The following is a 24,738-nucleotide window of genomic DNA, read 5'->3' as shown; positions in this document are numbered from 1 at the left end:
TATAATGTTCTTATAAGTTCATCCTTTGTTCCTGTCCAGTGGGAGTAGCGGGAACAGCGGGGATTGCGCACATTTGGTTAGCAAATCATTAGGAAAGGTTGCCGGACTGTTCACCGCGAGATCGTCCGGCGCCGCAAAATGGTCCTCGACCAACACTGACGCTTCCGTGATAATGAGATTGTCATCTCAGCGATTGGATTGATTCAATGTCCGAGCCGAACACCACCCCACAAGTCACCCTGCAGCAACTGGTCACGCTGGCCACCGGAACCGGCTTTGGCCTAGCCGCTTCCGCCACCGTGCTGGCGCTGCTCGGCCTGCTGCTCCCCTTTGTCAGCATCTCGACCAATATGGGCCTGGGCCTTGACCAATCCGGCAGCTTCAACGGCTTTGCCGCGGCCGGCTGGGTCGCCTGGCTGGCGCTACTGATTTTCGTTGCAGCCGCCGCCTCGGGTCGCGTCACCCAGCTGGCGCCCTATCGCAATATCCTCTCGCTAGCGGGTCTGGTTGCCAGCGTAGTCACAGTGCTGTTCGGCTGGTTTCTTTCCCCTGCCGCTGCCCAGTTCGCCGAGGTCAACCGCGCGCTGTCCTCGGCCGGCTCGCCCGGGAACCTGATCAATATCGGCCCGCATATCGGCATGGTCGTGCTGCTTGCCGCCGGTGCGCTGCTCTACTGGTCGAGCCGCAAGCCGGCCTGAATACAGGATTCGTTTTCGGCCATGACGCCCACGCCCCAACTCAGCCTCGGCCTGCTGCTACTGCGGCTGCGGGGCTTGCCGATGTGCAACCTGCCTTGAGCCCCCCACCCTTCAGCCCAGCGTAATAATCGTCTTGCCGAGTTCACCGCGTTCGACTGCTTCGTGAGCGACGACGATGTCCCCGAGGGTCAGGACGCGGCCGATCTGGTGGGTTAGCTGATTGGCCTCAAGCGCGGCGTTGATGCCGGCGGCGGCTTCGAGATGGGCCTCGGCGGGCATGACATAGACAAGTACAAAGCGGATCGTGGCGTCGAGAAAGATCATCGGCCAGAATGGCAGGGTGGGCTCAGGCACGGCATCGCTGGCATAGGTAGCCACAACGCCGCTGGGCGCCAGGGTCTTGCCGATCAGCTCGAGATTGGCGCCGAAGGCGACTTCGACGAAACGGTCGACACCCCTGCCCTTGCTATCCCCAGTGAAGGCGGCGATACGGGCAGGCAGATCATCAGTATGGCGGTTGAGAACCAGATCCGCGCCGGCCGCGGTGGCTGATGCGGCGGCCTCGTCATTGCCGACCGAGGCGATGACGCGGGCGCCACCGAGCTTGGCGAACTGGATGGCGTAACGGCCGACCGCGCCGGCACCACCGGAAACGAACACGGTTTTGCCAGTGACCGGACCATCGACGAACACACAGCGATAGGCGGTCATGGCGGGAATACCAAGGCAGGCACCCTCTTCGAAGCTGACGCCATCGGGCAGGTGTACGGCTTTCCAGGCGGGGAGCGTGGTATATTCGGCGGCGGACCCGTTCCAGCGGCCAAGCTGGGACTCGTAGAACCAGACGCGCTCACCGATACGGCTTTCGAGTTCGGGCGAGCCCACGGCGACGATTTCACCGGCGCCGTCCTGATTGGGCACGACCTGAGGGAAGGCCGGGGCGCCGCTGCCGCTGCGACCCTTGGTGTCGGACGGATTGACCCCCGAGGCGCGGACGCGGATCAGCACTTCGCCAGGCGCGGGCTGTGGCGCCGGCAACTCGCCGACTTGCAATACGTCGCGGGCGGCACCCTTGCTTGAATACCAGGCAGCTTTCATTTGCAGGTTCCTCTTGTTTCCCAGCCTAAACTAGGTCTTCAATGCATCCAGGAACAGTACGTACAAAGGCAACATGTACTATCATGAATGATAGCACCCCTATCCTGACCCGCCCACGCCGCAGAGCCGGCCGCACCGGTTGCGCGGTGGAAGTGACCCTTTCGGTGATCGGAGGGCTGTGGAAACCGGTGATCCTGTTTCACCTGCTCGACGGCAAATTGCGCTTCAATGCACTGTGCCGGATGGTTCCAAATGCGACCGCACGCATGGTGACGCTGCAGTTGCGCGAACTGGAGCGCGATGGGGTGATCAACCGCATCGTTTATCCTGAAGTGCCGCCACGGGTTGAGTATGAGCTGACAGAACTCGGCCGCTCGCTCGAGCCGGTATTGCTCAGCATGCGCAATTGGGGGATGGGCTTCAGCTCGGATGAGGAGCGCGAGCACCTCCAGGTTTGCCCCTGAGCGGAGCTCCGAGGGTCCAATGGCTGTTCCCGACCCCCTCAGCCATTCCAAGTCGCGCTGATCACACCCAGATCCGGACGCGGCTTGCCATTGCATCGAGCGCGGATTGTCCAACGGCGTGATCGATCAACAGGTGTCATCTACTTGATATCCCGAACCTGATAGAGCAGCGATCTGTTTGAGATGGTCGGGCAATGCGTTTTTCGGGCTTTGATGCAAAAATCATCCGTACCCTCTTTGTACTCGCGATAACGCAAGTCATAGGGTGGGGTACGGTTAGCCTTCCGGCCGTAATTGGAAGGCAGGTTGCAACCGACCTCGACTTGGACCTATCAGCAGTTTTTGCTGGTAGCTCAATCCTATACGTCGTCATGGGTTTATGCTCGCCCTTGCTTACGCCCGCCTTCGCACAGACTGGCGTCCCCAAGATAATGATTGCTGGAGGCACTCTCGCCGCGCTTGGCTTTTTTATGCTGTCGGTTTCCGACGGCGCGGTGCTTTACTTTATCGCTTGGGCACTCCTTGGCATAGCCGGCAGTGCGACGCTGACCACTGCCGCATATATCATGCTCAATGAAGTCGCCGGCCCTAGCGCCAAGAGTGCCATCGGCGCCCTCATGCTGGTGACCGGCCTGTCCAGCAGTATCTTCTGGCCGACCACGGCATTCCTTTCGGAAACATTTGGCTGGCGTGGCGCCTGCCTCACTTACGGTGCGGTGATGGTGTTCGTGTGCGTGCCGCTCTATTTCTTCGGCTTGCCGCAACGGTCATCCGCGAGCGCGCAAGCCACGTTAGCAGCGGCGGTTGCCGCGACTATCCCGCGCAAAAGCACGTTCGTGCTGATGGTGATTGCCATTGCACTGAATGCCTTTGTGACCTTTGGGTTAGCTGCCGTACTAATAGAACTCCTGCAAGCCGAGGGACTACCGACGTCGCAAGCCATTGCGTTTGGCTCGCTGCTGGGCGTCATTCAAGTGTGTGCTCGCGGATTGGACTTTATCGGTGGTGGGCGATGGGACGGCATCACGACCGGGCTCGTCGCCGGTGCCGGCCTGCCTCTCGCCATGCTCCTACTCATCTTCGGCGACGCCACGTACTGGACAATCGGCGGCTTCATTCTGCTCTATGGCTTGGGCAGCGGCGCTCTAGCCGTATCCCGGGCCACAATCCCCCTGGTTTTTTATGACAAAGCAGAGTTCGCGAAGGCAACTTCGCGCATCGCGTTGCCACTCAACCTGATTTCTGCCGCGTCCCCTCCAATCCTTGTTGGTTTACTCACCAGGTTTGGAAGCCAAGCTCTCCTTGGTGTCGCCACAATATGCTCCCTCGCTGCGCTTCTGATCCTGTTCTTGCTCAGCCGGCGTCGGCCGTCGGACGTCCGAGATTCATAGACAGACGCAGTTCGAGAGTGCGATGTAGACCCGTCTCGTTTTGCCCGTCACCTTCCAGAAGCAGTGCGTCGACAAACCGCCCCAAATGGTCCCCGTTGCCCACCAAACAAAAAGGCCCGGATCGCTCCGGGCCTTCTGCATTAGTTCTTCTCGGCCGTTGCCTTGGGCTTTTTCGGCTTGGGGAGGGCCTTTGGCTTGGCTGCGCGGGGTGGGACCGCCACCAATTCCAGCTTGGCCTCCTGGCCTTCGCCGACCACGGCGACGGTTACCGTGCCCCCATTGATCAACTCGCCGAACAGCACCTGATCGGCCAGGGGCTTTTTGATGTGCTCCTGGATCACGCGGCCCAGCGGGCGCGCGCCCATGCGTTCGTCATAGCCGCGTTCGGCCAGCCAATCGGCGGCTTCCGGCGTGAGGTTGATCGTGACGCCGCGTTCGGCCAGTTGGCCTTCGAGCTGCAGCACGAACTTCTCGACGACGCGGCGGACCACTTCGCGCGGCAACGGTGCGAAGGAAATGATCGCATCGAGCCGGTTGCGGAATTCCGGGGTGAACAGGCGGTTGATCGCCTCTTCGTCGTCCCCCTGCTCGCGCTTGCGGCCGAAGCCGATCGGCGCCTTCTGCAGGTCCATGGCGCCGACATTGGACGTCATGATCAGGATGACATTGCGGAAATCCACCGACTTGCCGTTGTGGTCGGTCAGCTTGCCATGGTCCATCACCTGCAACAGGATGTTGTAGAGATCGGGATGGGCCTTTTCGATTTCGTCGAGCAGCACCACGCAATGGGGATGCTGATCCACGCCATCGGTGAGCAAACCGCCCTGATCGAACCCGACATAGCCCGGAGGCGCGCCGATCAGGCGCGACACGGTATGCCGCTCCATATATTCGGACATGTCGAAGCGCAGCAGTTCCACGCCGAGTGTGTCGGCGAGCTGCTTGGCAACCTCGGTCTTGCCGACACCAGTCGGGCCGGTGAACAGGTAGGAGCCAATCGGCTTTTCCGGTTCGCGCAGGCCGGCACGGGCCAGCTTGATCGCCGACGACAGGGCCGTGATGGCAATGTCCTGGCCGAACACCACGGTCTTCAGGCTCTGCTCGAGGCTGCTCAGCAGGTCGGCATCGGACTTGGAGACCGATTTTGGCGGGATGCGCGCAATGGTGGCAATGGTCGCCTCGATATCCTCGACATCGATGACCTTCTTGCGCTTGTCCTCGGTCACCAGCATCTGGCTGGCACCCGTCTCGTCGAGCACGTCGATCGCCTTGTCGGGCAGCTTGCGGTCATTGATATAACGCGCGCTCAGTTCCACCGCCGCTTTAAGAGCATCGTCGGTGTACTTGATCTTGTGGAACTCTTCGAAATAGGGCCGCAGACCCTTCACGATCTCGATGGCATCGGGCACGGAGGGCTCGTTGACATCGATCTTCTGGAAGCGGCGAACCAAAGCCCGGTCCTTCTCGAAGAACTGGCGATATTCCTTATAGGTGGTCGAACCGATGCAACGGATCGCGCCCGAAGCCAAAGCCGGCTTGAGCAGGTTGGAGGCATCGAGCGCACCACCTGAGGTCGCGCCAGCACCGATCATGGTGTGGATTTCGTCGATGAACAGCACCGAATTGGGCAGCTTTTCCAGCTCCTTCATCACGGCCTTGAGGCGTTCCTCAAAGTCGCCGCGATAGCGGGTGCCGGCCAGGAGCGAACCCATATCGAGCGAATAGATCACCGCTTCCTTGAGCACTTCGGGCACATCGCCCTCAACGATCTTGCGGGCCAGGCCTTCGGCAATCGCCGTCTTGCCCACGCCGGCATCACCCACATAGAGCGGATTGTTCTTGGAACGGCGGCACAGGATCTGGATGGTGCGGCGCAGCTCGGCATCGCGGCCGATCAGCGGGTCGATCTTGCCAGAGCGCGCCTTCTCATTGAGGTTGACGCAGAAATCGGCCAGAGCCGAGCTCTTCTTGGCCTCGGCGCCGCCTTCACTATTGCCTTCGCCGTCCTCAGCACCACGCACCTTGCGCTCCTCGCTGGGACCGGACTTGGTGATCCCGTGGCTGATGAAATTGACCGCGTCCAGCCGGCTCATGTCCTGCTGTTCGAGGAAATAGGCGGCGTGGCTCTCACGCTCGGCAAAGATCGCGACCAGCACATTGGCGCCGGTGACTTCTTCGCGGCCGGAGCTCTGCACATGGATGACGGCGCGCTGGATCACGCGCTGGAAGGCTGCGGTCGGCCGCGCATCCTGGCCATTGGCCACGATCAGGCTATCGAGCTCTTCATTGATGAAATCTTCAAGATCGCTCTTGAGCGCGTCGATATCGACATCGCAACCGGTCAGCACGGCGATCGTCTCACGGTCGTCGGTCAGGGCCAGCAAGAGGTGCTCGAGCGTTGCGAACTCGTGGTTGCGCTCGCGCGCCAGGTTCATCGCCTGATGCAGAGCCTTTTCAAGTCCGCGGGAAAATGAGGGCATATGATGTTCCTATTGCTTTTCCATCACGCATTGCAGCGGATGCTGATTTTTGCGTGCAGTGTCCATGACGCGGGTCACCTTGGTTTCGGCAACCTCGTATGGATAGACGCCGCATTCACCCACCCCCTTTTGGTGAACATGCAGCATGATGCGCATCGCCTCCTCGCGCGTCTTGTTGAACACATCCTGCAGGACCAGCACGACGAACTCCATCGGAGTGTAGTCGTCATTCAGCAAAAGCACGCGATAAAGGTTTGGACGCTTGGTTTTTGGCCGGGTCTTGGTGATCGTCCCGGTTTCGGTGCCGTTCTTTCCCCCGCCATCCTTGCCGCCATCATCCTCCTTGGGCCCGGCCCAAGCGGGCATCGGCTCCAGACGCAGGGCGCCCGGGGCCTCATCGGTCATGGCGAGGAGGTCAATATCGGTCATCGGAAGACATCTGTCGTAAGAGAAACGAAGCAGCATGGTGGACCCATTATGTAGGCAAAATCAGGCCCGTGTTAAGGGGCAATGCATCGCGTTTTTGTGACAGCGAAAAAAGGGCGGCTAACCGGCGTTTTTCGGGAAATCCGGCTGCGCTTCCGGGCGGGCGGCGATGAAGGCCGGCAGGCTCTCGCACCGCTCCGTGATTGCCACGACAAGGGGGAAGCGCTCCAGCACCACACCCAGCCGCCGCGCTGCTGCCACCTGCGGCGCCAGGTGCAGGTCCGCCCAGCCCGGCACCTCGCCATAGCAAAAATCCCAGTCCTGCGCCCGCCGTGCGAGCAGGGCCTCGAGCGCCGCAAAGCCCTCGCCCTGCCAGTGCTGCACCCACTGGGCCAGTCCGGCCTCGTCAATGCCATGTCCGGCCAGATATTTGCGCACGCGGTTAACCGTCAGTGCATGCATCTCCGACGCGATGATCGCCCCGAAGGCAATCGCATGCGCCCGGCGGACAGGATCGGCCGGCAAGAGCTGGCGTTCGGGAAATCGCGTTTCCAGCAGATCGAGAATGGCCGCGGATTGGGTAAAAACCTGTCCGTCCAGCTCCAGCGCCGGCATCAGGCCTTGCGGATTGATCGCCGCATAGGCCTGCGCGCCAAGACTTCCCACGCTGACATAATCGTAATCCAGCCCCTTGAGGTTCAGCGCGATCCGCACCCGTTCGCCCGCCGAATTCTGCCACCGTGTATAGAGTTTCACCGCGTACTCACCTCATTCGGGCAGCTATTCTGGACGAAATAGCTCCGAATGGTACGAGGCCACGTATCGGTACGGCGTGTCGGCTTTCTTGGAATTTATAAGCCCAGCTATTTTGCCAATGGTTATCGTAGCTCCCGCAAGCAAGCTGTTTCCCACTACCGCCGGCCACGCGGTCCCCAAAGCTAAGGTCCCCACCGCGCACAATGCAGCAGCACCAAGATTAAAGTCCGCCGCCATGTCACACAACCGATATGAGAACTTGCTTTCCGCCATGACGTCGAGCTGGCTTCGGGCTTCAACTGCCAACTTTGCCAACGCAGTGTGCTCAGCAAGAGGACGATCAGGTGCTCCAACTACAGACTGATATACATCGTCAATGGAAGCCATTAGGGCATCGCGTTCTGATCGACGTTTTTCGCGAAACGAAATTATTTCTTCAAGAGGAACCGCCTGATCGGGCACGGGAAGCGCTTTCATCAACTGAACTCTCAGCGCTCGCCGCCCATCCCCTTCCTCGCCGTCCCACGCCCCACTGGAGGACGCGATCGCCCAGCTACCCGGGGAAACGGCTTCCAGCTCGTCGAAGAGGCGTGCCCGCGATTCAAGAAATATTTGAGATAGCTCTCCACCTGGGTGAGACATCTCCCGAAAGGCATAAGAGCCATTCCGCTCAAGGAAGTCGAAATCTACAGCGCGCCCCACCCTTATATTTGACGCACCGGCTTCAAATATCTTGTCCCAATATAGAAGCCAAATGCGCAACTGCTGCGGATCATAGTCCGTGCCCATCCTCACACCGCCTCGAGCAAACACATTCACACCGCTCGGCATCGTAACAATCCCACGCATATCTCTTGCCCCCACCTTTCCAAAAGTTAGAGGACGGAAGTGAGTTTGCCGTCAAGCAATGCCGCCGGTTTTCACCGCAGCGCGCCACTGCCCGTGACCGTCTCTCCACACTCGTGACAAATTCGGTGGCATTTTACGGAATGGTAACGGCGGCGCAGTATTCTCCCAAATGGAGAGGATAGACCGGGGTGTTTGGGGCACACCGGGGCCGTCCGCCAATGTGTAGTTGCGTACGGGCGCAGAAGCGTCCGAGGAATAAGAGTTGGAGTACCGGGTGGCTTCTCAGGCGAAATCCCCATGGCGTACGGTTGCTGTCCGCGCCTTTGCCGCAGTCCTCGTCCTGTTTGCAGTTACGGCTCATACCGTGGCGCCCGCACAGGCTATCGAAAATCTCCGCAAATATGCCGGCATCGTGGTCGACGCCAAATCCGGCAAGGTGATGTATGAAGAGGCCGCAGATAGCCGCCGCTATCCCGCCTCCGTCACCAAGATCATGACGCTCTATATCCTGTTCCAGGAACTGAGCGCGGGCAATCTCAAGCTCTCCACCAAGATGACCGTGTCGCGTTTTGCCGCCGCCGCCGTGCCCACCAAGCTGGGCCTGCGCGCCGGCTCGACCATTACCGTGGAAGACGCCATCAAGTCGCTGGTGACCCTGTCGGCCAATGATATGGCCCGTGTTATCGCCGAGCACATTTCGGGCTCGGAAGCAAAATTCGCCGAACGCATGACCGCCACGGCCCGTGCCCTGGGCATGCGCAGCACCACATATCGCAATGCCTCGGGCCTGCCCGACGGTGCCCAGATCACCACCGTGCGCGATCAGGCCATCCTGGGCATCGCCGTCTACCAGCACTTTCCCAACTATTACGAGTTCTTCCAGACCAAGAGCTTCAGCTACGGTCGGAACACCTATGGCAACCACAATCGCGTACTGGGCTATATGGGCGCCGTCGATGGCATCAAGACCGGCTATATCAATGCCGCCGGCTCCAACCTGCTGACCGCTGCCCGTCGCGACAATCGCCACATCATCGTCGTCGCCTTCGGTTTCAATTCCAGCGCCTCGCGTGATGAGAAGGTCCGCCAGCTCGTTGCCAATTACCTGCCCAAGAGCCGCCAGGGCAATTACCTGCAAACCGCAATGATCCCTCAGCCGGGCCGTCAAGGCAGCGCCACCGTTCAGGTCGCCGTCGCCCAGCCCAGCCGGCCGGTTTTTGTCCAGCCAATGCCCCTGCCCGGCTTCCGTCTGGCCCAGCTCGTGGCCGCCAATGGCGCCCAGGCCCAGCCGCGCGCTTCCGCGGCGCCTGCAGTGGCGGTGGCCAATGTGGCACCCGTTCCCCAGCCAATGCCGGCCGATCTGGGCCTGCAGCCCGCCGTGCAGGCTGCCAATATCCTGGCTGCCCCCACCCAGGCACCGCAACCGGTCTATCCCAGCCAGGACGTGATCGGCGCCTGGCTGAGCGATACCTATAATCTGGGCGCCCCTCCGGCCGCCCTTGGCCAGACCGCGCCGTCCGCCCCGCTTGAAATGCAGGCGCCCGCCGCCGCGCAGGAGCAGCCGGTCGACCTGATGACCTCCGGCTCGGTGCAGGTTGCTGCGGCCGACGTCCCGCCCGGTGGCTGGGTCGTGCAGATCGGCGCCGGTCCGTCCGAAGATAGTGCCCGCGCCATGCTGTCGGACGCCGCCGGCAAGGTCGGCACGCTGGGCGATTTCCGCTCCTATGTGGAGCGCTTCGAAAAGAACGGCCAGACCTTCTTCCGCGCCCGCTTCGTCGGCTTTGGCGATCGCGATGGGGCCACGGCCATGTGCAACCAGCTCAAGCAGCAGAACCTGTCCTGCCTGGCCATGCAGAGCTGACGAGAACCAACGAGAATGACCGGCGGGCGTACCGCTGGTGACCAGGGAAGCAAATTGGTGCCTGTGTTTGGAGTAGCCCAATGAGCGAACGTACTGCCCTCGCCGAGCTTGCCAGTTTCATTGGCCGCTCTGCCCTAACCTCGGACGACATGGCCGCGCGCAACCGCGTGCTGGCGGGAATGACCGGCCGCATGCTGCCCCGCCGCCGCGGCGTTGGCGACCTGCTCGGCGTCGTGCTGGCCCTCTCCGCGCGCACCCGCCGCATGGTGCAGGAGCCGGTCCATATCGACATCGACGTCTTCGCCCCCGGCGGCAAGCGTGCCCTGCGCATGAGCTTTGGCAAACGGTAACGGACGGCCAATATCGTCCCTGATTAGGACGGTGTTTGCCCCGGACGCCCCCAAGAATGCGGTGATGTGAGTCCCGAGTGATCTCCCCTCCTTGAATTTCCACCCGACATTTTACTAGGCTCCACAGCCAATCCGTGGAGCGCCTCATGCCGCAATCCTTCTCCCCCGATCTGCCCCGCAAGCTCGCAGCCGGCATCGAGTCTGGCCTACTTCACCATCTCCACGCCGTGCTTGTTGGGCACAATGGCGAGCTGGCGCTCGAAACCTACTATACCGGCCATGACGAAAACTGGGGCTATCCGCTCGGTGACGTTACTTTCGATGCCCAGACGCTGCATGACCTCCGCTCGGTCACCAAAAGCGTGGTCAGCCTGCTCTATGGCATAGCGCTCGACCGGGGTCTGGTGCCGCCGCCTGAAGCCCCGCTCTTCGCCCAATTCCCCGATTATCCCGACCTGCAGGCCGACAAGACCAAAGCCGGCATCACGATCGAGCATGCCCTGACCATGAGCATGGGGCTGCAATGGGATGAGAACCGCCCCTATACCGATCCGCTCAATAGCGAAATCGCCATGGAAAATGCGCCGGATCGCTACCGCTTCATTCTCGAACAGCCTGTCGTCGCCGAGCCGGGAACGCGCTGGATCTATTCCGGCGGCAGCGTGGCGCTGATCGGCGCCCTGATCGCCCGTGGTACCGGCCGGTCTCTGCCCGATTTTGCCCGCGAGACCCTGTTCGACCCGCTGGGTATCGAGCAATTCGAATGGAATAGCGGCGCCGATGGCGTCGCTTCTGCCGCCTCGGGCCTGCGGCTGCGCCCGCGCGACCTGCTGCGCATCGGCAATATGGTGCTGAGGGGCGGTGAGCATGAAGGAATCCACATCGTCTCCCAAGGATGGATCGATGCCTCGCTAAAGCCCGCCATCGAGACCGGCGACGGGCTGCATTATGGCCGCCTGTGGTTTCTGGGTGAGGCGCCCACGCCCGCTTTGCAGGGCGAACGCAAGTGGGCGGCCGGCTTTGGCAATGGCGGCCAGCGGCTGTGGCTCATGCCCGATGCTGGCCTCGCTGTGGTCATTTATTCGGGCCACTACAATGAATGGGACGCCTGGGTCACACCCAACCGCGTGTGGCGGGAGATTGTGCTGGCGAATTTGGTGCCGGCCTAAGCCCTGCCCCCGTCACCCCTCGGCGGACACCTTGGCCTGTGGCCTGACTGGCAGATGCAGTGCCGATGCCAGCGCGCGGTATTCCTCGCGGGCGCCCACATGCGACAGCGATGGCGAGCCGCCCAGCAGCGCCTCGTCGAGCGGGTCGAACACTGTCAGCCCCATGGGGAACAGCGAACGGAACACCACGCGTTCGGCAATGCCCTCGGCCACGCGGCAGCCGAAGCGGGCAGCGATCCGTTCCAGCATGGCTTGCACCTGCCGCATGCTGCGCGACGACAGCATCGAGATGCGATTGCGCACCAGCACCCAATCCATGGTCTTGCCATCGATCGCCAGGCGCTCCGAGCGCGCCCGTTGCACCAGCCGGGCATAATGGCTCATTTCGCGCGGCGCACCCGTCATCGGGTCCATCTGCGCCAGGACATTGAGATCGATCAGGCTGTCATTGACCGGCGTGATCAGCGTATCGGCCAGCGAATGCGCCAGCCGCGTCAGATTGGTGTCAAAGCCCGGCGTGTCGATCACCAGGTAATCGGTGTCATCGTCCACTTCGCCGATCGCCTGGCGGAACATCTCGAACTCGCGGCCGTGATTTTCCTTCACCGAATCTCCCTGCGCCAGCGGCAGGTGGAAATGGGTGGGATGGAGCAGGCTCAGGCCCTGCGCCTTGGCCCAATCGCGCCGATTGCGCACATAGTGGGTAAAGGTCTGCTGCCGGCTGTCCACGTCGATCGAAGCGACCCGATGACCCTGATAAAGCAGGTAGATGACCAGATGAAAGGCCGTGGTCGATTTGCCCGACCCGCCCTTCTCATTGCCGACGACGATGACATGCGGGCCTTGTCGCACGGCAAATCACTCCTGCTACGTCCGGCAAGTGTCAGTGTTTCGCACCGCCCGGCAAGGGTGGTTCTGTCACAATTATTGCTGATCAGGCAGAGCCTAGGCCGCCATCCGTTGCCGCACCGGCAATTGCAGCGCCCCCACCAGATTGCGGTATTCCTGCCGCGCGCTGACATGGGACATCGAGGGCGCGCCGCCCAGCGCAACCTCCTCCAGCGGATCGAACACCGTCATGCCACTGGCAAACAGCGAGCGGAAGATCACGCGCTCGGCAATGCCATCGGCTACCCTGGCGCCAAAGCGCGTGCCGATCCGCTCCAGCGTCGCATGCACCTGATTGGCATTGCGCGAACCCAGCATGGAAATGCGGTTTCGCACCAAGACCCAGTCGATGTTCTTGCCATCCGCCGCCAGCCGCTCCGAGCGCGCCCGCTGCACCAGCCGCGCATAATGGCTGGTCTCGACCGGCTCGCCCGTTGCGGGATCGACCCGCGCCAGCACGTTCAGATCGATCAGGCTGTCATTGAGCGGGGTCACCAGCGTATCGGCCATGGTATGGGCTAGCCGCGTCAGATTGGTGTCAAAGCCGGGCGTGTCGATCACCAGGTAATCGACCGCCCCATCCACCTCGGCGATCGCCTTGCGGAACACCGCCATCTCGGCCTGCTGGTTGTCCTTGATGGAATCGCCCCAGGCGGTCGGCAGGTGGAAATGCTTGGGATTGGGCACATTAAGGCCCCGCTCCCGCGTCCAGGCGCGGCGGTTACGCACATAATGGGTAAAGGTCTGCTGCCGGCTGTCCACGTCGATGGTGGCGACGCGATAGCCGTGATGCATCAGGTAAATGGCGAGGTGAAACGCCGTGGTCGATTTGCCCGACCCGCCCTTCTCATTGCCCACCACAATGACATGTGCGCCCTGCCCCATCGCCGTCTCCAAATCAGGAACGATTAACTCTTGGTCAACACATCGAACCTGCATGGTTAACAGCCGATTAACAGGGTGATTTCTGCGTGGGAGAAGGTGCCCCTAGAGACCTCATGGTGACCCTGTCGAACCACGAGGTCGGGTGAGTGGAGGCTTTGGGTGCCACAACCTCGTCCTTCGACGGGCTCAGGATGAGGTCTACTTGCAAGATTGCGCAGGCGCTTGTCATTCTAACCGCCACCCACCAGGACCCCAACACCATGATTCTCTTCGGCGGCAAGCTCTCGCCATTCGTGCGGCGCGTGGCGATTTCGTTGACACTGCAAGGCCGTCCCTTTGAACGCCAGATCGTCAATGTGCTGCAGTCTGACTTTGGCGGCATTACCGACGCCAATCCCCTTGGACGCGTCCCGGTCCTGCGCCTCGATGACGGCACGGACCTGATCGAAACCTCCGCCATCATCGATTATCTCGACCAGACGGCCCAAGAGGGGAAACGCCTGTTCCCGGCCAATGGTCCCGCCCGAATTGCCCAGCTCCAGACCGCGGGCTATGCCAATGGCGTGGCCGAAAAAGGCGTCGCGCTGGTCTACGAGGCCATCCGCCGCCCGGCGGAGTTGCAATGGCCGGACTGGCGCGCCCGGCTGGGCCAGCAGATTACCGCCGGCCTCGATCATCTGGAAACCCTGGCCGCCAGTGCGGAATGGCCAGCGAACGACCATCCTAGAGGGGCGATCGTGGCCATGGTCTGCGCTTACGACTTCATCGCCACGGCGCATCCGGCATTGACGCAACAATCCCGGCCGGTCCTGGCTGCCCTTTCAGCCAGGGCAAATGCGCTGTCCGCCTTTGCTGGCAGCTATCCGCTCATGACCTGATCAGATCAATCCCAGCTTCGCCAGATCGGCCGCCAGCGCCAGTGCTTCGGCATTTTCGTTGGCGCCCAGATCCGGGGGCGCGTCTTCGGGGCGGAGGTAACGCCAGCCCTGGAAGGGGCGTTTGGGATAGGGCACGGTGCGCACCATGTCGGGGCTCATGATGATGTCGCAATAATCCTTGCCCTCGGCGTCGGTATATTGGGCCAGGCGCAGGATCGGCTGGCGGCAGACGATAGCACCGGCGATGACCCAGTAGATCGAGGACAGGCCTTCCATCTCCGCGGCGCGCTTGGGTCGCATGCGGGTGCGGTGCACATGCACGTCTTCGCCGTAATCGGCGCCCCACCAATGCGCTCGCTCGTTGCGATAGCTTTCCAGCTCCTGCAGCGTCGATACGCCAACGCACAGCTTGACCATGTGGATCATACCAGCGTCCCCGGCTTTACCCGCCCCTGCATCACGTCGATCTCGTCGTCATCGACCACCCATGGCTCCCGCAGTGCCAGCGCCAGCCATTCCTGGAACGCCGGCAGGCTATAGATCGCCTCCACATAGGCATTCAGGAGGTCGGAAACCGGCAGGCCGTAGGTGCGGATGCGGGTTGCCACCGGCGCAAACATTGCATCGGCGGCCGTGAACTCGCCGAACAGGAACGGCCCGCCCGATTGCGTCAGCAAACCGCCCAGCAGCGTCTCCAGCCGGTGCAGATCCTTGCTGATGGTGTCGATATTGACCTTGCCGGGATGGGAGGCGCGCAAGTTCATCGGCGCATGGTTGCGCAGCGACAGGAAAGCCGAGTGCATTTCCGCACTCGCCGCCCGCGCTACTGCCCGCTGCCGCAGACCGGCCGGCCAGATGGTCTTGTCGGAATAAAGATCGGCCAGATATTCGATGATGGCAATCGTCTCGGGGATCACCAGATCGCCATCGATCAGCACCGGCACCTTGCCGGTGGGCGAGCGCGCCGCCAGCGTCTCGCGCCAGCCTTCGCCTGAGAGCTGCAACACTTCGTCCTCGAATGGGATTTCGAAATGGGCCAGGACCAGCCAGGGCCGCAGCGACCAGGTGGAATAATTGCGATTGCCGATCAGCAGCTTCATCATTGTTCCCTAAGCAAGAAGGGCGCCCCAGTGGCTTGGGCGCCCTCCTAAATCGTGTGAGTGAATAACTCTAGCGCCTAGACGCCAGCAATTACGGAGAAAACCAGTCCCATCGAGAGCAGGCAGACCAGTGTCCAGGTCGCTGCTCGCCACATATTGGCCTTCGGTTGACTTCGCATAGATCGCTCCTTGTCAGCCGTTCACTTCCGGTCTGTGACGCCACTGACGCGCAGGGGTCACACCCGATCATGAATCGTTAACTGCGTCATAAATGCTTTGCAAGCGGCGAAGTTGCCACAGTCCACAGGCTTGATTCCCGGCGCGGTTAAGGTCGACGAACCCGATTTCCGGGCATTTTAGCGGTATTCAGCGGCAATCACACTTTGACCCGCCGTACAAAAAACGACTCGCCCGCTCGCGTTTCCCAGGCCGCGATCACCCGCTCGACATTGCCTGGGGCGTCCGAGTCGGTCTGCACCTCGAAGTCGTATTCCATGCACTGGTGGATGGTATGGAAATCCCGCTCGGCGCTGCCCAGCGGCCGGTCGCCCCGCGCTTTTTCCCGCTCGATCAGCAGCGGCAGCGGGCAATGCACGCCGACGAAAAACACGTCAAATGGGGCGAATAGCGCCACCAGATCGTCCAGCCAGCCCGGCGTATCCAGAATATGCTCGAGCACCAGATTATTGCCGGCTGCCGCATAGGCCGCGAGCGAGCGGTGAAACCCGTCGAAAAACGGCACCCGCGCCGCTTTCCAGTCGAATTCGCGGCTCTTGAACCGGGCCATGGGCAGCACACCCGCGTCCCGCAGATGATCGATGGAAATATGCCAGAACGGCAGCCCGATCTGCGCCTGGATGCCCCGCGCAATGGTCGATTTGCCGCTGCTCGAGGCGCCGTGCACAAAGATGATCTTGCCCGGCTCAACCATCTAGAACAGCCCGAACCACAGCCCCGCAATGCCGAGGAATGCGAAGAAGCCCACCGTATCGGTAATCGTCGTCACGAACACCGCCGAGGCAATTGCCGGGTCGGCCTTGAGCTTGTCCAGCGCCAGGGGGATCAATATTCCCGCTGTGCCTGCCACGATCAGATTGATCACCATGGCCAGCCCGATCACGCCGCCCAGTTCCAGATTACCGAAGCGCAGCCAGGTGACCAGCCCGATCAGCACGGCAAAGATCACGCCATTGGCCAGCCCTACCACCATTTCGCGGGTGATCAGCCGGCGCAGGCGCCGCCCGTCCAGTTCGCGCATGGCCAGGGCCCGCACGGTCACCGTCATGGTCTGGGTGCCGGCATTGCCGCCCATCGAGGCCACGATGGGCATCAGCACGGCCAGCGCCACCATCTGCTCGATCGTCCCATCGAACAGCCCGATGACGTAGGACACCGCCACCGCGGTAAACAGATTGACCACCAGCCACGGTACGCGGCTGCGCACCGTATCAATCGTGGTGTCTGAAATATCCTCATCGCCCACACCGGCCAGCAGCTTGATGTCCTCGTCAGCCTCTTCGTGGATGACGTCGACGATATCGTCGATGGTCAGCACGCCGACCAGCCGCCTGCTCTCGTCCACCACGCCCACTTCGACCAGATCGTAGCGCTCGAAATCGCGCGCCGCTTCTTCCTGGTCCTCATTGGCATCGACCAGGACGAAATTGGTGTTCATCAGGGTTTCGATGGAGGTCGCCCGCGCGGCGCGCAGGAACTTGTCGAGCGGAATGGTGCCCAGCACCTGATAGGACGCATCGACGACGTAGATCTGGTAGAATTCGTCGGGCAGGTCGGGCTCGCTGCGCAGATAATCGATGGTCTGCCCCACCGTCCAGAATGGCGGAATGGCAATGAAATCGGTCTGCATCCGCCGGCCAGCGGATTCCTCGGGGAAATCGAGGCTCCGCTTGAGGCTCAGCCGCTCGAAAGTCGGCAGCTGCGAGAGAACCTCATCGCGGTCCTCCTGCTCGAGGTCTTCCAGGATGGCGACGGCGTCGTCGCTGTCCAGCCCCGTCACGCCGCGTGCGATATCGGCATTCGACAATTCGTCCATCAACTCGACGCGGACGCTTTCGTCCACCTCGGTCAGTGCCGAATAATCGAACCGGTCGCCCAGCATGCGCACCAGCGCCAGCCGCTCCTCGGCGTCGAACGATTCAAGCACGTCGCCCACGTCGGCGGCATGCAGCGGCTCCATCACCGCGGCGACATCGTCCCCTCGCCCCGCATCCAAATAGGCGCGCAGGCGTTCCAGCCATAGCGGGCTGATGCGGTCCTCCGCATCGCGCAGCGCATTGGGATCAATCCCGGCCTCTGGGCCGGGCACGGTTTCACTATCTATGCTCACTGGAGGCCCTTTGTGTCGCGGGTTTCGGGGGCAGGCCCACCTGTAGCCAATCGGCGCGCAATGCGCCAGACTGGGGCCGGCGTTTTTCGGTCATAAATACCGAAAAATCAGAGCATTGGGAGGAGAGACCGATGAGCGACGCCAGTGACCTCGATACCGCCTTCGAGCGCGTCCATGCTCTGGCCCAGCAGCGCAATCTGCCGGGCATCACGCGCTCCACCAGCCTTGGCACTCCCGCACTCAAGGTGCGCGACAAGTCCTTCGTCCGGCTCAAGGACGCCACCACCCTTGTCCTGCTTTGCCCGGCCGAGCAAAAGGCCCTGTTGATGGAAATCTCGCCGCAGATCTATTTCGAAACCGATCACTATATCGGCTATCCCGCCGTGTTGATTCGGCTCGACGCCATTGCGGATGAAGAACTCTCGCTGCGATTGGAAGATGCCTGGCGCTTCAAGGCGCCAAAGTCGCTGGCCGCGCAGCGCCCCGCCCCCGGTTGGGACTAACACGTCACGGCAAAAACATCTTCGGTCCCAACTTTTGCCCGATTATGCCGCTTAGCTCACCGATGTGTGAACGACCAAGATCAAAACAACAAAGGTGATCCCATGTCCAAATTCCTCATCGCCCCGGCGGCCCTGATGATGGCGCTTGCCCTGGCGGCCTGTGGCGGTGACGCCCCCGCCGGGGGTGGTACGCCCCCCGCCGATACCAGCGCGCCGGCAACCACGCCGCCGCCTGCTGAACCGGCGCCTGCGACGCCCTCCCCATAATGCAAAGGCCGCCTCAAGGGGCGGCCTTTTCTTCCTCTGGTCAGGACGGGCGCCTGGCCAGAACCAGCACACCCGCCAGCGCGATCATCGCGCCGCCCGAGGCCTCGCGCAGCCGCCGCACAAGCGATGGATTAGCCGCGGCCCCGGCGCGGATGCGGCTGGCAGCAAAAGCCACGACAATATCGGCCAGCGTGTTCAGAACCACCGACACCGTCCCCAGCGCCACAAATTGCAGCGCCACATTGCCCACTTCGGCATTGATGAACTGGGGAATGAAGGCCAGGAAAAATGCTGCCGTCTTGGGATTGAGCGCTTCGACCAGCACGCCTTCGCGAAACGCCCGCCTCGCCCCGACCGCCGAAGCCACGAGCTCGCCGCCCAGGGCCGCGCGCGCATCGCGCCGCGCCGTCTGGATGGTTCGAATACCGATCCAGACCAGATAAGCCGCCCCGGCAAATTTCAGCAGCGTGAACAGCTCGGCGCTGGCCAGCACGATGGCGGAAACGCCCAGCGCCCCAGCCAGGACATGTACCATGCCGCCCAGCCCATTGCCGAAGCTGGAGGCAATACCCTCGGCGCGACCGCCGGCCAAAGTGCGGGCCGCAACATAGAAAATGCCCGGCCCCGGCGTAATGGCGAGCAGCAGGCAGGCCCCGAAATAAAGAACAAGTTGGCTGGAATCAGGCATTGTCACGTCCCTCCGGCAAACCGAACAAAATCAAAAAGCCGCGTAATCCAGGGATTACACGGCTTTTTTGAATATTGGTGCGGTCGAGAAGACTCGAACTTCCACGCCCTTTCGGGCACAGCGACCTCAACGCTGCGCGTCTACCAATTCCGCCACGACCGCACGCTTGGTAGGCTCCGTTCCCGAAGGCCCGAAGCGAGTGGGGATGTAGCAAAGGTCTTACCCAACCTCAAGCGGTTAAATCGAGATTCCGCGAAAGCTGTGGATTGGGGCGCTCCGCCACACTATGCCGGCTGGCCGCTGGGCACAGCCTTGCTCAACCTGATGGCCGCAACGGCCGCCAGCAGGCCCATGAACGAGGCGAGCAGCATCAGCCCCAACAGGAGCATGGGCGATGGCTGGCCGGACAGGGCCAACCCGGTCCCTGCCGTCAGCAATGCCCCGCCCAGCACGGTCAGCGCGCCGGTTATGCCCGCCGCGCTTCCCGCCAGCCGCTGCTGCACCGACATGGCTCCGGCATTACTGTTCGGCATGGTCATGCCATTGCCCAGTCCGACAAAGATCGTTGATCCGAAATACAGGGACGGCGACAGATGGCCCATGGCGACCAAGACCAGACCCGCGGCAAGCCCCAGGCAGGCAAAAATCCGGCCCATCAACATGATCGTTGCGGGCGAATACCGCCCGGCGAGACGGCCTGCCAACCAGGCACCGGCGATGAAACCGGCCGTAATGCTGCCGACGAACGTGCCAAGCTCGGCCGTGCCGATGCCGAAAACGGCGGTGGCAATCAGCGGGGCTCCGGCCAGGAAGATGTAGAAGGCACCGGTCGAGAAGGCCGTGCACAGCGCATAGCTCCAAAACACTGGCTTGCTGAGCAGGGCATCCAATCGGCTCTCGTCAGGCTTTGCAGAAGGCCGGATGGTTTCGCCCACATCTACCCATGCCAGCCATAAAAGCCCTGCCCCAGCTATGGCATAGAGCACGAAGATCATGCGCCACCCGAAGGCCGCATCCAGCACGCTGCCCAGCATCGGCCCCAACATGGGCGCCAGCGCCATGGCCATGCTGATGCGGCCCAGCAATCGCGCCGCATCGCTCCCTTCACTGGTGTCGCGAACGATCGCCAGCGACAGCACATAGCCAGACACCACCGCGGCCTGCAGCATGCGGAACGCCAGCAGTATCCAAACATTCTGCGCCACGGCACAGCCAAGCGAAGCGAGCGTGAACACGGCCAGCGCCACCAGCAAGACCGGCCGCCGGCCGATCCGGTCGGCAAGCGGGCCAACGGCGAGCTGGACCGCGGCAGTCACGGCGAGGTAGCCGCCCAGGGCAAGGCTGACCAGGGCATAATCCGCCTCAAGATCCCGGGCGATATTGGTCAACGACGGCACGATCATGTTCAGCGTTACCACGGAGGTCGCCGTGATCAGGATCAGCGTGGTCAGAGCCGGCGGGGCGCTTGCCTTGCGAATCAGTTTGGTTCCTCCAAAACAAAAAAGCCCCCGAACGATTGTTCGGGGGCGCATGGCGAGCGGATATGGCTTCCGCTAGCGGACCATGCACCTTTCACCTACGACGACGATATGGGATTGCGGCATTTGGCGTTTCCTCAGCGCGGTCACGCTAGCCCCGGACCAGGCTCGGGGCAAGTCCTAGCCCCATTTGATGGCCTTTTGGGAAATCAGCACCCGCAGGTGCCCTTCTTCGACGCTGACCTCGCCATGAGCGATCAATGTGTTATTGGCGTAGATGTTGAGCGGGTCGTTTTCCATCGCGTCCAGTTCGATCACCGCGCCGCGGCCCATGCGCAGCAAATGGTGGATCGGCATGGTCGTCGCGCCAAGCTCGACGGTGATGTCCACTTCAATATTGTCTAATGTGCTCATAGATAAGTCAGCAACCTCGTCCGCAGCACGATAGGCGCGCGGAATCTCTGTTTTACGATCGTCAGGCATCTATGGTTATGGAAGCGTTAACAACACAACCTGGCAGCTGCGACAGCGCCAGCAAACTCATCCGCGCAGACCATAAGCCGGTGGAGTGGCTGATTTCATCCGAACCCGTGCCCTACCCGGCGGCGCTTGCCGCCATGCAGGCCCGTGCTGCGGCCATTGCGGCCGGCGAGGCGGGCGAAGCCGTGTGGCTGCTGGAGCACCCTGCCCTTTACACGGCTGGCACCTCGGCAGTGCCGGGCGATCTATTGTCGGACCGTTTGCCGGTCTATGATGCCGGGCGCGGCGGGCAATATACCTATCATGGCCCTGGCCAGCGCGTGGCCTATATCATGCTCGACCTGCGCGAACGCGGCCGCGATATCCGTTGCCTCGTGCAAGGGCTCGAAGGCTGGGTCATCGATACATTGGCCGCCCACAATATCGTCGGCGAACGCCGTGCGGGCCGGATTGGCGTGTGGGTCGGCCGGCCGGACAAGGGAGTGGGCAAGGAAGACAAGATCGCCGCCATCGGCGTGCGCGTCTCCAAATGGGTCACCTTCCACGGCATTTCGCTCAATGTGGATCCCAATCTCAGCCATTACGACGGCATCGTTCCCTGCGGCATTACCGACCAGGGCGTCACCAGTTTTGAGGATCTGGGCCAGCTCGCCTCCATGCCCGAAGTCGATTCGGTGTTGCGCTTGTGCTTCGAACAGCGCTTTGGGCCGACAATGAGTTCGGCAACGGAAAGTCTTGTTTCGGCTAGCTGACTTGCCCAAGTTGCGGTTAAGCTCGGATCGAGCCTCGGAAGGAGCCTGAAATGACCCTGGATGATCTGAAGCGCCTGTTTACGCGCCAAACCCTGTTCCGGCTCGACGCGATCCTGTCGCCTAAGCTGGTGCCAATTCTCTACGCTTTGGGATTGGCCGGCATTCTGCTTTGGGCCGTCAGCCATTTGTTCTGGAGCTTTGGTTTCGGCTTCGGCAATGGCCTGTGGGGTCTGCTCGAAATCGCCGTGTTCGGCCTGCTCTCGCTGGTCAGCCTGCGCATTGCCTGCGAGGCGCTGCTGGTCTGGTTCAAGACCAATGAGGCGAGCGGAGAGACAGTCAACCGCTCGCGCTATTCGGCCTCGCTGCTCGATGAAGTGCGCGATGCCATTCGCGACCTCGCCGAAGAAGGCGAAGACGCCGACTATGCCGAGGCCGACGAATATATCACCCCGGCTACCGACCCGGCGCCGTATGTGCCGCCTGCCCAGCCCTCGCCCGATGCGCCGCGCGCACCGGCCACCAGTTCCGGGGAAGTCTTCAAGCCCCGCCGCACCGCCAAGCGCACCCCGCCGCCCAAAGACGCGAGCTGACAACGGAGTCCGGATACAAAAAACCCGCCGGGACCCATGTCCCGGCGGGTTTTTTTTGTTACCGTCGCAAGCCTACCGCTTGTTGACGCTCCAGGCACCCGGACCGGCAAACACCAGGTACAGGAAGAAGAAGCAGAACAGGACGGCGCCGTCGCCGCCATTGTTGACGGGGAAGAAGCTATTGGGCGCATGGACCATGAAATAGGCAAAAGCCATGGTGCCCGAAGCGATGAAGGCAGCCGGGCGGGTGAAAAAGCCGATAGCGATCAGGATACCGGTGACGATTTCGATGATGCCGGCGGTCCAGAAGATCGAGAAGGCGGGCGGGTTCATTTCGCTGGCCGGGAAACCCAGAATCTTTTGCGTGCCATGGGCGAGAAATAGCAAGGCAGCAACAATGCGCAGCACGGCGAGGGCCTGCGGCGCGTAGGCGGAGAGACGATCGAACATTCAGATTTCCTTGTGAGCGTTGGAATGCTGCGCAGGGAGGGAATCCCGGTGACGCTTAGGCAAATTCTCCACTAACTCAACCGCTTGCAAGCGAAAACCCGAACAATACCGGACGCACTGTTCACCTTTTCGCGCGTTCAAGATGCCGTGTTCGCCATCATGGGCAGGTCAGCCCCGCGCGAGGCGAGGGACGGTCACATTGCGTAACCGTCAAACTTTCTATATGACGCGCCCAACAAATCCACGCATTGGAAATCCTGCTCACATGAGCCAAGCGCCAAAAATTGGCCTCGTCAGCCTCGGCTGCCCCAAAGCCCTCGTCGACAGCGAGCGCATCATGTCCACCCTGCGCTCGCAGGGCTATTCGTTTTCGCGCGACTATGCCGGTGCCGATATCGTGCTGGTCAATACCTGCGGCTTCCTTGATTCCGCCAAGCAGGAATCGCTCGAAGCTATCGGCGAAGCCCTCAACGAGAACGGCCGCGTCATCGTCACCGGGTGCCTGGGTGTCGAGGAAGAGCTGATCCGCAAGACCCATCCCTCGGTGCTCGCCATTTCCGGCCCGCATCAATACGAGAATGTGGTCAGCGCGGTGCACGAGCATCTGCCGCCCGTGCCGAACAAGTTCATCGACCTTGTTCCCGAACAGGGCCTCAAGCTCACCCCGCGCCATTACGCGTATCTGAAGATTTCCGAAGGCTGCAACAATCGTTGCTCCTTCTGCATCATCCCCCAGATTCGTGGCGACCTGGCCTCCCGCCCCGCCGCCGGCATTCTGGGCGAGGCCGAGGGCCTGATCCGTGGCGGCGTCAAGGAACTGCTGGTCATCTCCCAGGACACCAGCGCCTATGGCGTCGATATCAAATATGCCGAGAGCAATTACCGCGGCCGCCCGGTCAAGGCCAAGTTCTATGATCTGGCCAAGGAACTGGGCCAACTCGGCGCTTGGGTGCGCCTGCACTATGTGTACCCCTACCCGCATGTCGACGCAGTGATGGAACTGATGGCCGAAGGCCTGGTCCTGCCCTATCTGGATATTCCTTTCCAGCACGCCTCCCCCAAGGTGCTCAAGGCCATGCGGCGCCCGGCGCATCAGGAAAAGACGTTGAATCGTATTCTCGACTGGAAGCGCCAAGTCCCTGATCTGACTGTGCGTTCCAACTTCATCGTCGGCTTTCCCGGCGAGACCGAGGACGATTTCGAGATGATGCTCGACTTCATCGAGGAAGCCGAGATCGACCGCGCCGGCTGCTTCAAATACGAACCCGTTACTGGCGCTCCAGCCAACGAACTCGACGGTATCGTGCCGGACGACGTGGCGCAGGATCGCTGGGAGCGACTGATGGAAGTGGCGCAGAATGTCTCGGCCGGCCAGCTCGCCAAAAAAGTCGGCCGCACCATTGACGTGCTGGTCGACGATGTCGACCCTGACAATAACCGTGTCATCGCCCGCTCCAAGTGGGACGCCCCGGACATTGACGGCCAGGTCATCGTATCCAAGGCCGACGGCATCAAGATCGGCGACATGGTTTCGGTAACGGTTACCGGTAGCGATGAGTATGATCTGTTCGCAGAGCCGGCGAAAGCGCTGAACTAGCAGCGGGTTACGCTGGTTTTCGGATTCAAATGCAGAAGGCCGCTCCTGATCGGGCGGTCTTTTTCTATGTCCAGTGACCACCCACCGCAGCACCCCGTACACACTCCAGGCAGGTGTGCCACGACCTCGTCCTTCGACAAGCTGAGGATGGGCCTACCGGGAGCGTTCCGGAACGTTATCGCGCCGCCGGCCATCGCGGCGCAACGTCTTTGCCCTTCGGATCAGCTCTATAAATTACTCATCCAAACCAAGACTTTAGCCTTTGACGCCGCGAGCGTGTCCATTGCATCAGA

The 24,738-nt window shown here is 61.7% G+C and carries 27 protein-coding genes and 1 tRNA gene; 12 read left to right on the top strand and 16 right to left on the bottom strand.

Annotation, left to right across the window (positions count from 1 at the left end; genetic code table 11):
• The first annotated feature begins 206 nt into the window (after positions 1-206).
• Complete coding sequence (locus FF80_RS17280; RefSeq protein WP_035102733.1) at positions 207-698, top strand: hypothetical protein; 492 nt, start codon at positions 207-209, stop codon at positions 696-698.
• A 111-nt stretch (positions 699-809) separates the two neighbouring features.
• On the opposite strand, the gene FF80_RS17275 is transcribed toward FF80_RS17280, so the two are convergent.
• Entirely contained in the window at positions 810-1,796 is a 987-nt protein-coding gene (locus FF80_RS17275) for an NADPH:quinone reductase (protein WP_035102732.1), read from the bottom strand.
• A gap of 152 nt (positions 1,797-1,948) precedes the next feature.
• Between FF80_RS17275 and FF80_RS17270 the strand changes: the two genes are divergently transcribed.
• Both FF80_RS17270 and FF80_RS17265 read left to right on the top strand, forming a co-directional pair.
• Positions 1,949-2,260 (top strand): winged helix-turn-helix transcriptional regulator, encoded by a 312-nt coding sequence (locus tag FF80_RS17270; RefSeq protein WP_348270337.1) that lies wholly within the window; start codon positions 1,949-1,951, stop codon positions 2,258-2,260.
• A gap of 194 nt (positions 2,261-2,454) precedes the next feature.
• Positions 2,455-3,651: an MFS transporter gene (locus FF80_RS17265; RefSeq protein ID WP_035102728.1), complete on the top strand. Its 1,197-nt coding sequence runs from the start codon at positions 2,455-2,457 to the stop codon at positions 3,649-3,651.
• A 140-nt stretch (positions 3,652-3,791) separates the two neighbouring features.
• Here FF80_RS17265 and clpA read toward each other — a convergent pair whose 3' ends face one another.
• From clpA to FF80_RS17245, 4 genes are all read right to left on the bottom strand, one after another.
• A complete protein-coding gene (gene clpA / locus FF80_RS17260) occupies positions 3,792-6,131 on the bottom strand; it encodes an ATP-dependent Clp protease ATP-binding subunit ClpA (protein ID WP_035102726.1) in 2,340 nt (779 codons plus the stop codon).
• A gap of 9 nt (positions 6,132-6,140) precedes the next feature.
• Entirely contained in the window at positions 6,141-6,497 is a 357-nt protein-coding gene (gene clpS, locus FF80_RS17255) for an ATP-dependent Clp protease adapter ClpS (RefSeq protein WP_244445810.1), read from the bottom strand.
• 180 nt (positions 6,498-6,677) lie between these two features.
• Positions 6,678-7,313, bottom strand: a complete 636-nt coding sequence (maiA, locus tag FF80_RS17250; RefSeq protein WP_035102722.1) for a maleylacetoacetate isomerase — start codon at positions 7,311-7,313, stop codon at positions 6,678-6,680.
• A gap of 24 nt (positions 7,314-7,337) precedes the next feature.
• A complete protein-coding gene (locus FF80_RS17245) occupies positions 7,338-8,102 on the bottom strand; it encodes a DUF6236 family protein (protein ID WP_152558415.1) in 765 nt (254 codons plus the stop codon).
• 334 nt (positions 8,103-8,436) lie between these two features.
• Between FF80_RS17245 and FF80_RS17240 the strand changes: the two genes are divergently transcribed.
• The 3 genes from FF80_RS17240 (at position 8,437) to FF80_RS17230 (ending at position 11,542) form a co-directional block, all read left to right on the top strand.
• The gene (locus FF80_RS17240) at positions 8,437-10,023 is read left to right on the top strand and encodes an SPOR domain-containing protein (RefSeq protein WP_152558414.1); all 1,587 of its coding nucleotides are present in this window, start codon (positions 8,437-8,439) and stop codon (positions 10,021-10,023) included.
• 80 nt (positions 10,024-10,103) lie between these two features.
• A complete protein-coding gene (locus tag FF80_RS17235; protein WP_035102719.1) occupies positions 10,104-10,373 on the top strand; it encodes a hypothetical protein in 270 nt (89 codons plus the stop codon).
• Between the two features lie 146 nt (positions 10,374-10,519).
• The gene (locus tag FF80_RS17230) at positions 10,520-11,542 is read left to right on the top strand and encodes a serine hydrolase domain-containing protein (protein WP_035102717.1); all 1,023 of its coding nucleotides are present in this window, start codon (positions 10,520-10,522) and stop codon (positions 11,540-11,542) included.
• Positions 11,543-11,554: 12 nt separating this feature from the next.
• Here the strand turns inward: FF80_RS17230 and FF80_RS17225 are convergent, their stop codons facing one another.
• Together FF80_RS17225 and FF80_RS17220 are read right to left on the bottom strand one after the other, a co-directional pair.
• Positions 11,555-12,394 (bottom strand): division plane positioning ATPase MipZ, encoded by an 840-nt coding sequence (locus FF80_RS17225; protein ID WP_035102715.1) that lies wholly within the window; start codon positions 12,392-12,394, stop codon positions 11,555-11,557.
• A 93-nt stretch (positions 12,395-12,487) separates the two neighbouring features.
• Positions 12,488-13,315: a division plane positioning ATPase MipZ gene (locus tag FF80_RS17220; RefSeq protein ID WP_035102713.1), complete on the bottom strand. Its 828-nt coding sequence runs from the start codon at positions 13,313-13,315 to the stop codon at positions 12,488-12,490.
• A 260-nt stretch (positions 13,316-13,575) separates the two neighbouring features.
• Between FF80_RS17220 and FF80_RS17215 the strand changes: the two genes are divergently transcribed.
• Positions 13,576-14,193, top strand: a complete 618-nt coding sequence (locus FF80_RS17215) for a glutathione S-transferase family protein (RefSeq protein WP_035102711.1) — start codon at positions 13,576-13,578, stop codon at positions 14,191-14,193.
• On the opposite strand, the gene FF80_RS17210 is transcribed toward FF80_RS17215, so the two are convergent.
• From FF80_RS17210 to mgtE, 4 genes are all read right to left on the bottom strand, one after another.
• Entirely contained in the window at positions 14,194-14,619 is a 426-nt protein-coding gene (locus FF80_RS17210; protein WP_035102709.1) for a DUF1489 domain-containing protein, read from the bottom strand.
• Positions 14,616-15,293, bottom strand: a complete 678-nt coding sequence (locus tag FF80_RS17205) for a glutathione S-transferase family protein (RefSeq protein WP_052153699.1) — start codon at positions 15,291-15,293, stop codon at positions 14,616-14,618. The genes FF80_RS17210 and FF80_RS17205 overlap by 4 nt, the downstream gene beginning before the upstream one ends.
• 376 nt (positions 15,294-15,669) lie before the next feature.
• Positions 15,670-16,224 (bottom strand): AAA family ATPase, encoded by a 555-nt coding sequence (locus FF80_RS17200; RefSeq protein WP_035102705.1) that lies wholly within the window; start codon positions 16,222-16,224, stop codon positions 15,670-15,672.
• Positions 16,225-17,640, bottom strand: a complete 1,416-nt coding sequence (mgtE, locus tag FF80_RS17195; RefSeq protein WP_244445808.1) for a magnesium transporter — start codon at positions 17,638-17,640, stop codon at positions 16,225-16,227.
• 131 nt (positions 17,641-17,771) lie between these two features.
• Here mgtE and FF80_RS17190 point away from each other — a divergent pair, with 131 nt between their 5' ends.
• Positions 17,772-18,143: an MmcQ/YjbR family DNA-binding protein gene (locus FF80_RS17190; protein WP_035102701.1), complete on the top strand. Its 372-nt coding sequence runs from the start codon at positions 17,772-17,774 to the stop codon at positions 18,141-18,143.
• A gap of 102 nt (positions 18,144-18,245) precedes the next feature.
• Positions 18,246-18,410, top strand: a complete 165-nt coding sequence (locus FF80_RS21985) for a hypothetical protein (RefSeq protein ID WP_160172855.1) — start codon at positions 18,246-18,248, stop codon at positions 18,408-18,410.
• Positions 18,411-18,450: 40 nt separating this feature from the next.
• Here the strand turns inward: FF80_RS21985 and FF80_RS17185 are convergent, their stop codons facing one another.
• From FF80_RS17185 to FF80_RS17170, 4 genes are all read right to left on the bottom strand, one after another.
• The gene (locus tag FF80_RS17185) at positions 18,451-19,098 is read right to left on the bottom strand and encodes a LysE family translocator (protein WP_035102699.1); all 648 of its coding nucleotides are present in this window, start codon (positions 19,096-19,098) and stop codon (positions 18,451-18,453) included.
• 75 nt (positions 19,099-19,173) lie between these two features.
• Positions 19,174-19,260, bottom strand: a tRNA-Leu gene (locus FF80_RS17180).
• 122 nt (positions 19,261-19,382) lie between these two features.
• The gene (locus FF80_RS17175) at positions 19,383-20,630 is read right to left on the bottom strand and encodes an MFS transporter (RefSeq protein ID WP_081917513.1); all 1,248 of its coding nucleotides are present in this window, start codon (positions 20,628-20,630) and stop codon (positions 19,383-19,385) included.
• Between the two features lie 126 nt (positions 20,631-20,756).
• The gene (locus FF80_RS17170; protein ID WP_244445807.1) at positions 20,757-21,059 is read right to left on the bottom strand and encodes a FliM/FliN family flagellar motor switch protein; all 303 of its coding nucleotides are present in this window, start codon (positions 21,057-21,059) and stop codon (positions 20,757-20,759) included.
• Between the two features lie 8 nt (positions 21,060-21,067).
• Between FF80_RS17170 and lipB the strand changes: the two genes are divergently transcribed.
• Together lipB and FF80_RS17160 are read left to right on the top strand one after the other, a co-directional pair.
• Positions 21,068-21,808, top strand: coding sequence for a lipoyl(octanoyl) transferase LipB (lipB, locus tag FF80_RS17165; protein WP_081917512.1), 741 nt, complete (start codon positions 21,068-21,070; stop codon positions 21,806-21,808).
• Between the two features lie 50 nt (positions 21,809-21,858).
• Positions 21,859-22,398, top strand: a complete 540-nt coding sequence (locus FF80_RS17160; protein ID WP_035102692.1) for a DUF4282 domain-containing protein — start codon at positions 21,859-21,861, stop codon at positions 22,396-22,398.
• A gap of 72 nt (positions 22,399-22,470) precedes the next feature.
• Here FF80_RS17160 and FF80_RS17155 read toward each other — a convergent pair whose 3' ends face one another.
• Positions 22,471-22,848 (bottom strand): DoxX family protein, encoded by a 378-nt coding sequence (locus FF80_RS17155; RefSeq protein WP_035102689.1) that lies wholly within the window; start codon positions 22,846-22,848, stop codon positions 22,471-22,473.
• 265 nt (positions 22,849-23,113) lie between these two features.
• Here FF80_RS17155 and rimO point away from each other — a divergent pair, with 265 nt between their 5' ends.
• On the top strand, positions 23,114-24,445 hold the full coding sequence (rimO, locus tag FF80_RS17150; RefSeq protein WP_035102687.1) for a 30S ribosomal protein S12 methylthiotransferase RimO: 1,332 nt from the start codon (positions 23,114-23,116) through the stop codon (positions 24,443-24,445).
• Positions 24,446-24,738 lie beyond the last annotated feature (293 nt).

The sequence above is a fragment of the Devosia sp. LC5 genome (assembly GCF_000735585.1).
Classification (GTDB): domain Bacteria; phylum Pseudomonadota; class Alphaproteobacteria; order Rhizobiales; family Devosiaceae; genus Devosia.
The sequence above is the reverse complement of the archived record's forward strand: the minus strand, read 5'-3'. Positions and strand labels throughout refer to the sequence as shown.

Coding starts and splice junctions, on each gene's coding strand:
- FF80_RS17280 (WP_035102733.1), top strand. CDS start 207: ATGTCCGAGCCGAACACCACCCCACAAGTCACCCTGCAGCAACTGGTC.
- FF80_RS17275 (WP_035102732.1), bottom strand. CDS start 1,796: ATGAAAGCTGCCTGGTATTCAAGCAAGGGTGCCGCCCGCGACGTATTG.
- FF80_RS17265 (WP_035102728.1), top strand. CDS start 2,455: ATGCGTTTTTCGGGCTTTGATGCAAAAATCATCCGTACCCTCTTTGTA.
- clpA (WP_035102726.1), bottom strand. CDS start 6,131: ATGCCCTCATTTTCCCGCGGACTTGAAAAGGCTCTGCATCAGGCGATG.
- clpS (WP_244445810.1), bottom strand. CDS start 6,497: ATGCCCGCTTGGGCCGGGCCCAAGGAGGATGATGGCGGCAAGGATGGC.
- FF80_RS17245 (WP_152558415.1), bottom strand. CDS start 8,102: ATGGGCACGGACTATGATCCGCAGCAGTTGCGCATTTGGCTTCTATAT.
- FF80_RS17235 (WP_035102719.1), top strand. CDS start 10,104: ATGAGCGAACGTACTGCCCTCGCCGAGCTTGCCAGTTTCATTGGCCGC.
- FF80_RS17230 (WP_035102717.1), top strand. CDS start 10,520: ATGCCGCAATCCTTCTCCCCCGATCTGCCCCGCAAGCTCGCAGCCGGC.
- FF80_RS17220 (WP_035102713.1), bottom strand. CDS start 13,315: ATGGGGCAGGGCGCACATGTCATTGTGGTGGGCAATGAGAAGGGCGGG.
- FF80_RS17215 (WP_035102711.1), top strand. CDS start 13,576: ATGATTCTCTTCGGCGGCAAGCTCTCGCCATTCGTGCGGCGCGTGGCG.
- FF80_RS17210 (WP_035102709.1), bottom strand. CDS start 14,619: ATGATCCACATGGTCAAGCTGTGCGTTGGCGTATCGACGCTGCAGGAG.
- FF80_RS17205 (WP_052153699.1), bottom strand. CDS start 15,293: ATGAAGCTGCTGATCGGCAATCGCAATTATTCCACCTGGTCGCTGCGG.
- FF80_RS17200 (WP_035102705.1), bottom strand. CDS start 16,224: ATGGTTGAGCCGGGCAAGATCATCTTTGTGCACGGCGCCTCGAGCAGC.
- FF80_RS17190 (WP_035102701.1), top strand. CDS start 17,772: ATGAGCGACGCCAGTGACCTCGATACCGCCTTCGAGCGCGTCCATGCT.
- FF80_RS21985 (WP_160172855.1), top strand. CDS start 18,246: ATGTCCAAATTCCTCATCGCCCCGGCGGCCCTGATGATGGCGCTTGCC.
- FF80_RS17185 (WP_035102699.1), bottom strand. CDS start 19,098: ATGCCTGATTCCAGCCAACTTGTTCTTTATTTCGGGGCCTGCCTGCTG.
- FF80_RS17175 (WP_081917513.1), bottom strand. CDS start 20,630: ATGCGCCCCCGAACAATCGTTCGGGGGCTTTTTTGTTTTGGAGGAACC.
- FF80_RS17170 (WP_244445807.1), bottom strand. CDS start 21,059: ATGCCTGACGATCGTAAAACAGAGATTCCGCGCGCCTATCGTGCTGCG.
- lipB (WP_081917512.1), top strand. CDS start 21,068: ATGGAAGCGTTAACAACACAACCTGGCAGCTGCGACAGCGCCAGCAAA.
- FF80_RS17160 (WP_035102692.1), top strand. CDS start 21,859: ATGACCCTGGATGATCTGAAGCGCCTGTTTACGCGCCAAACCCTGTTC.
- FF80_RS17155 (WP_035102689.1), bottom strand. CDS start 22,848: ATGTTCGATCGTCTCTCCGCCTACGCGCCGCAGGCCCTCGCCGTGCTG.
- rimO (WP_035102687.1), top strand. CDS start 23,114: ATGAGCCAAGCGCCAAAAATTGGCCTCGTCAGCCTCGGCTGCCCCAAA.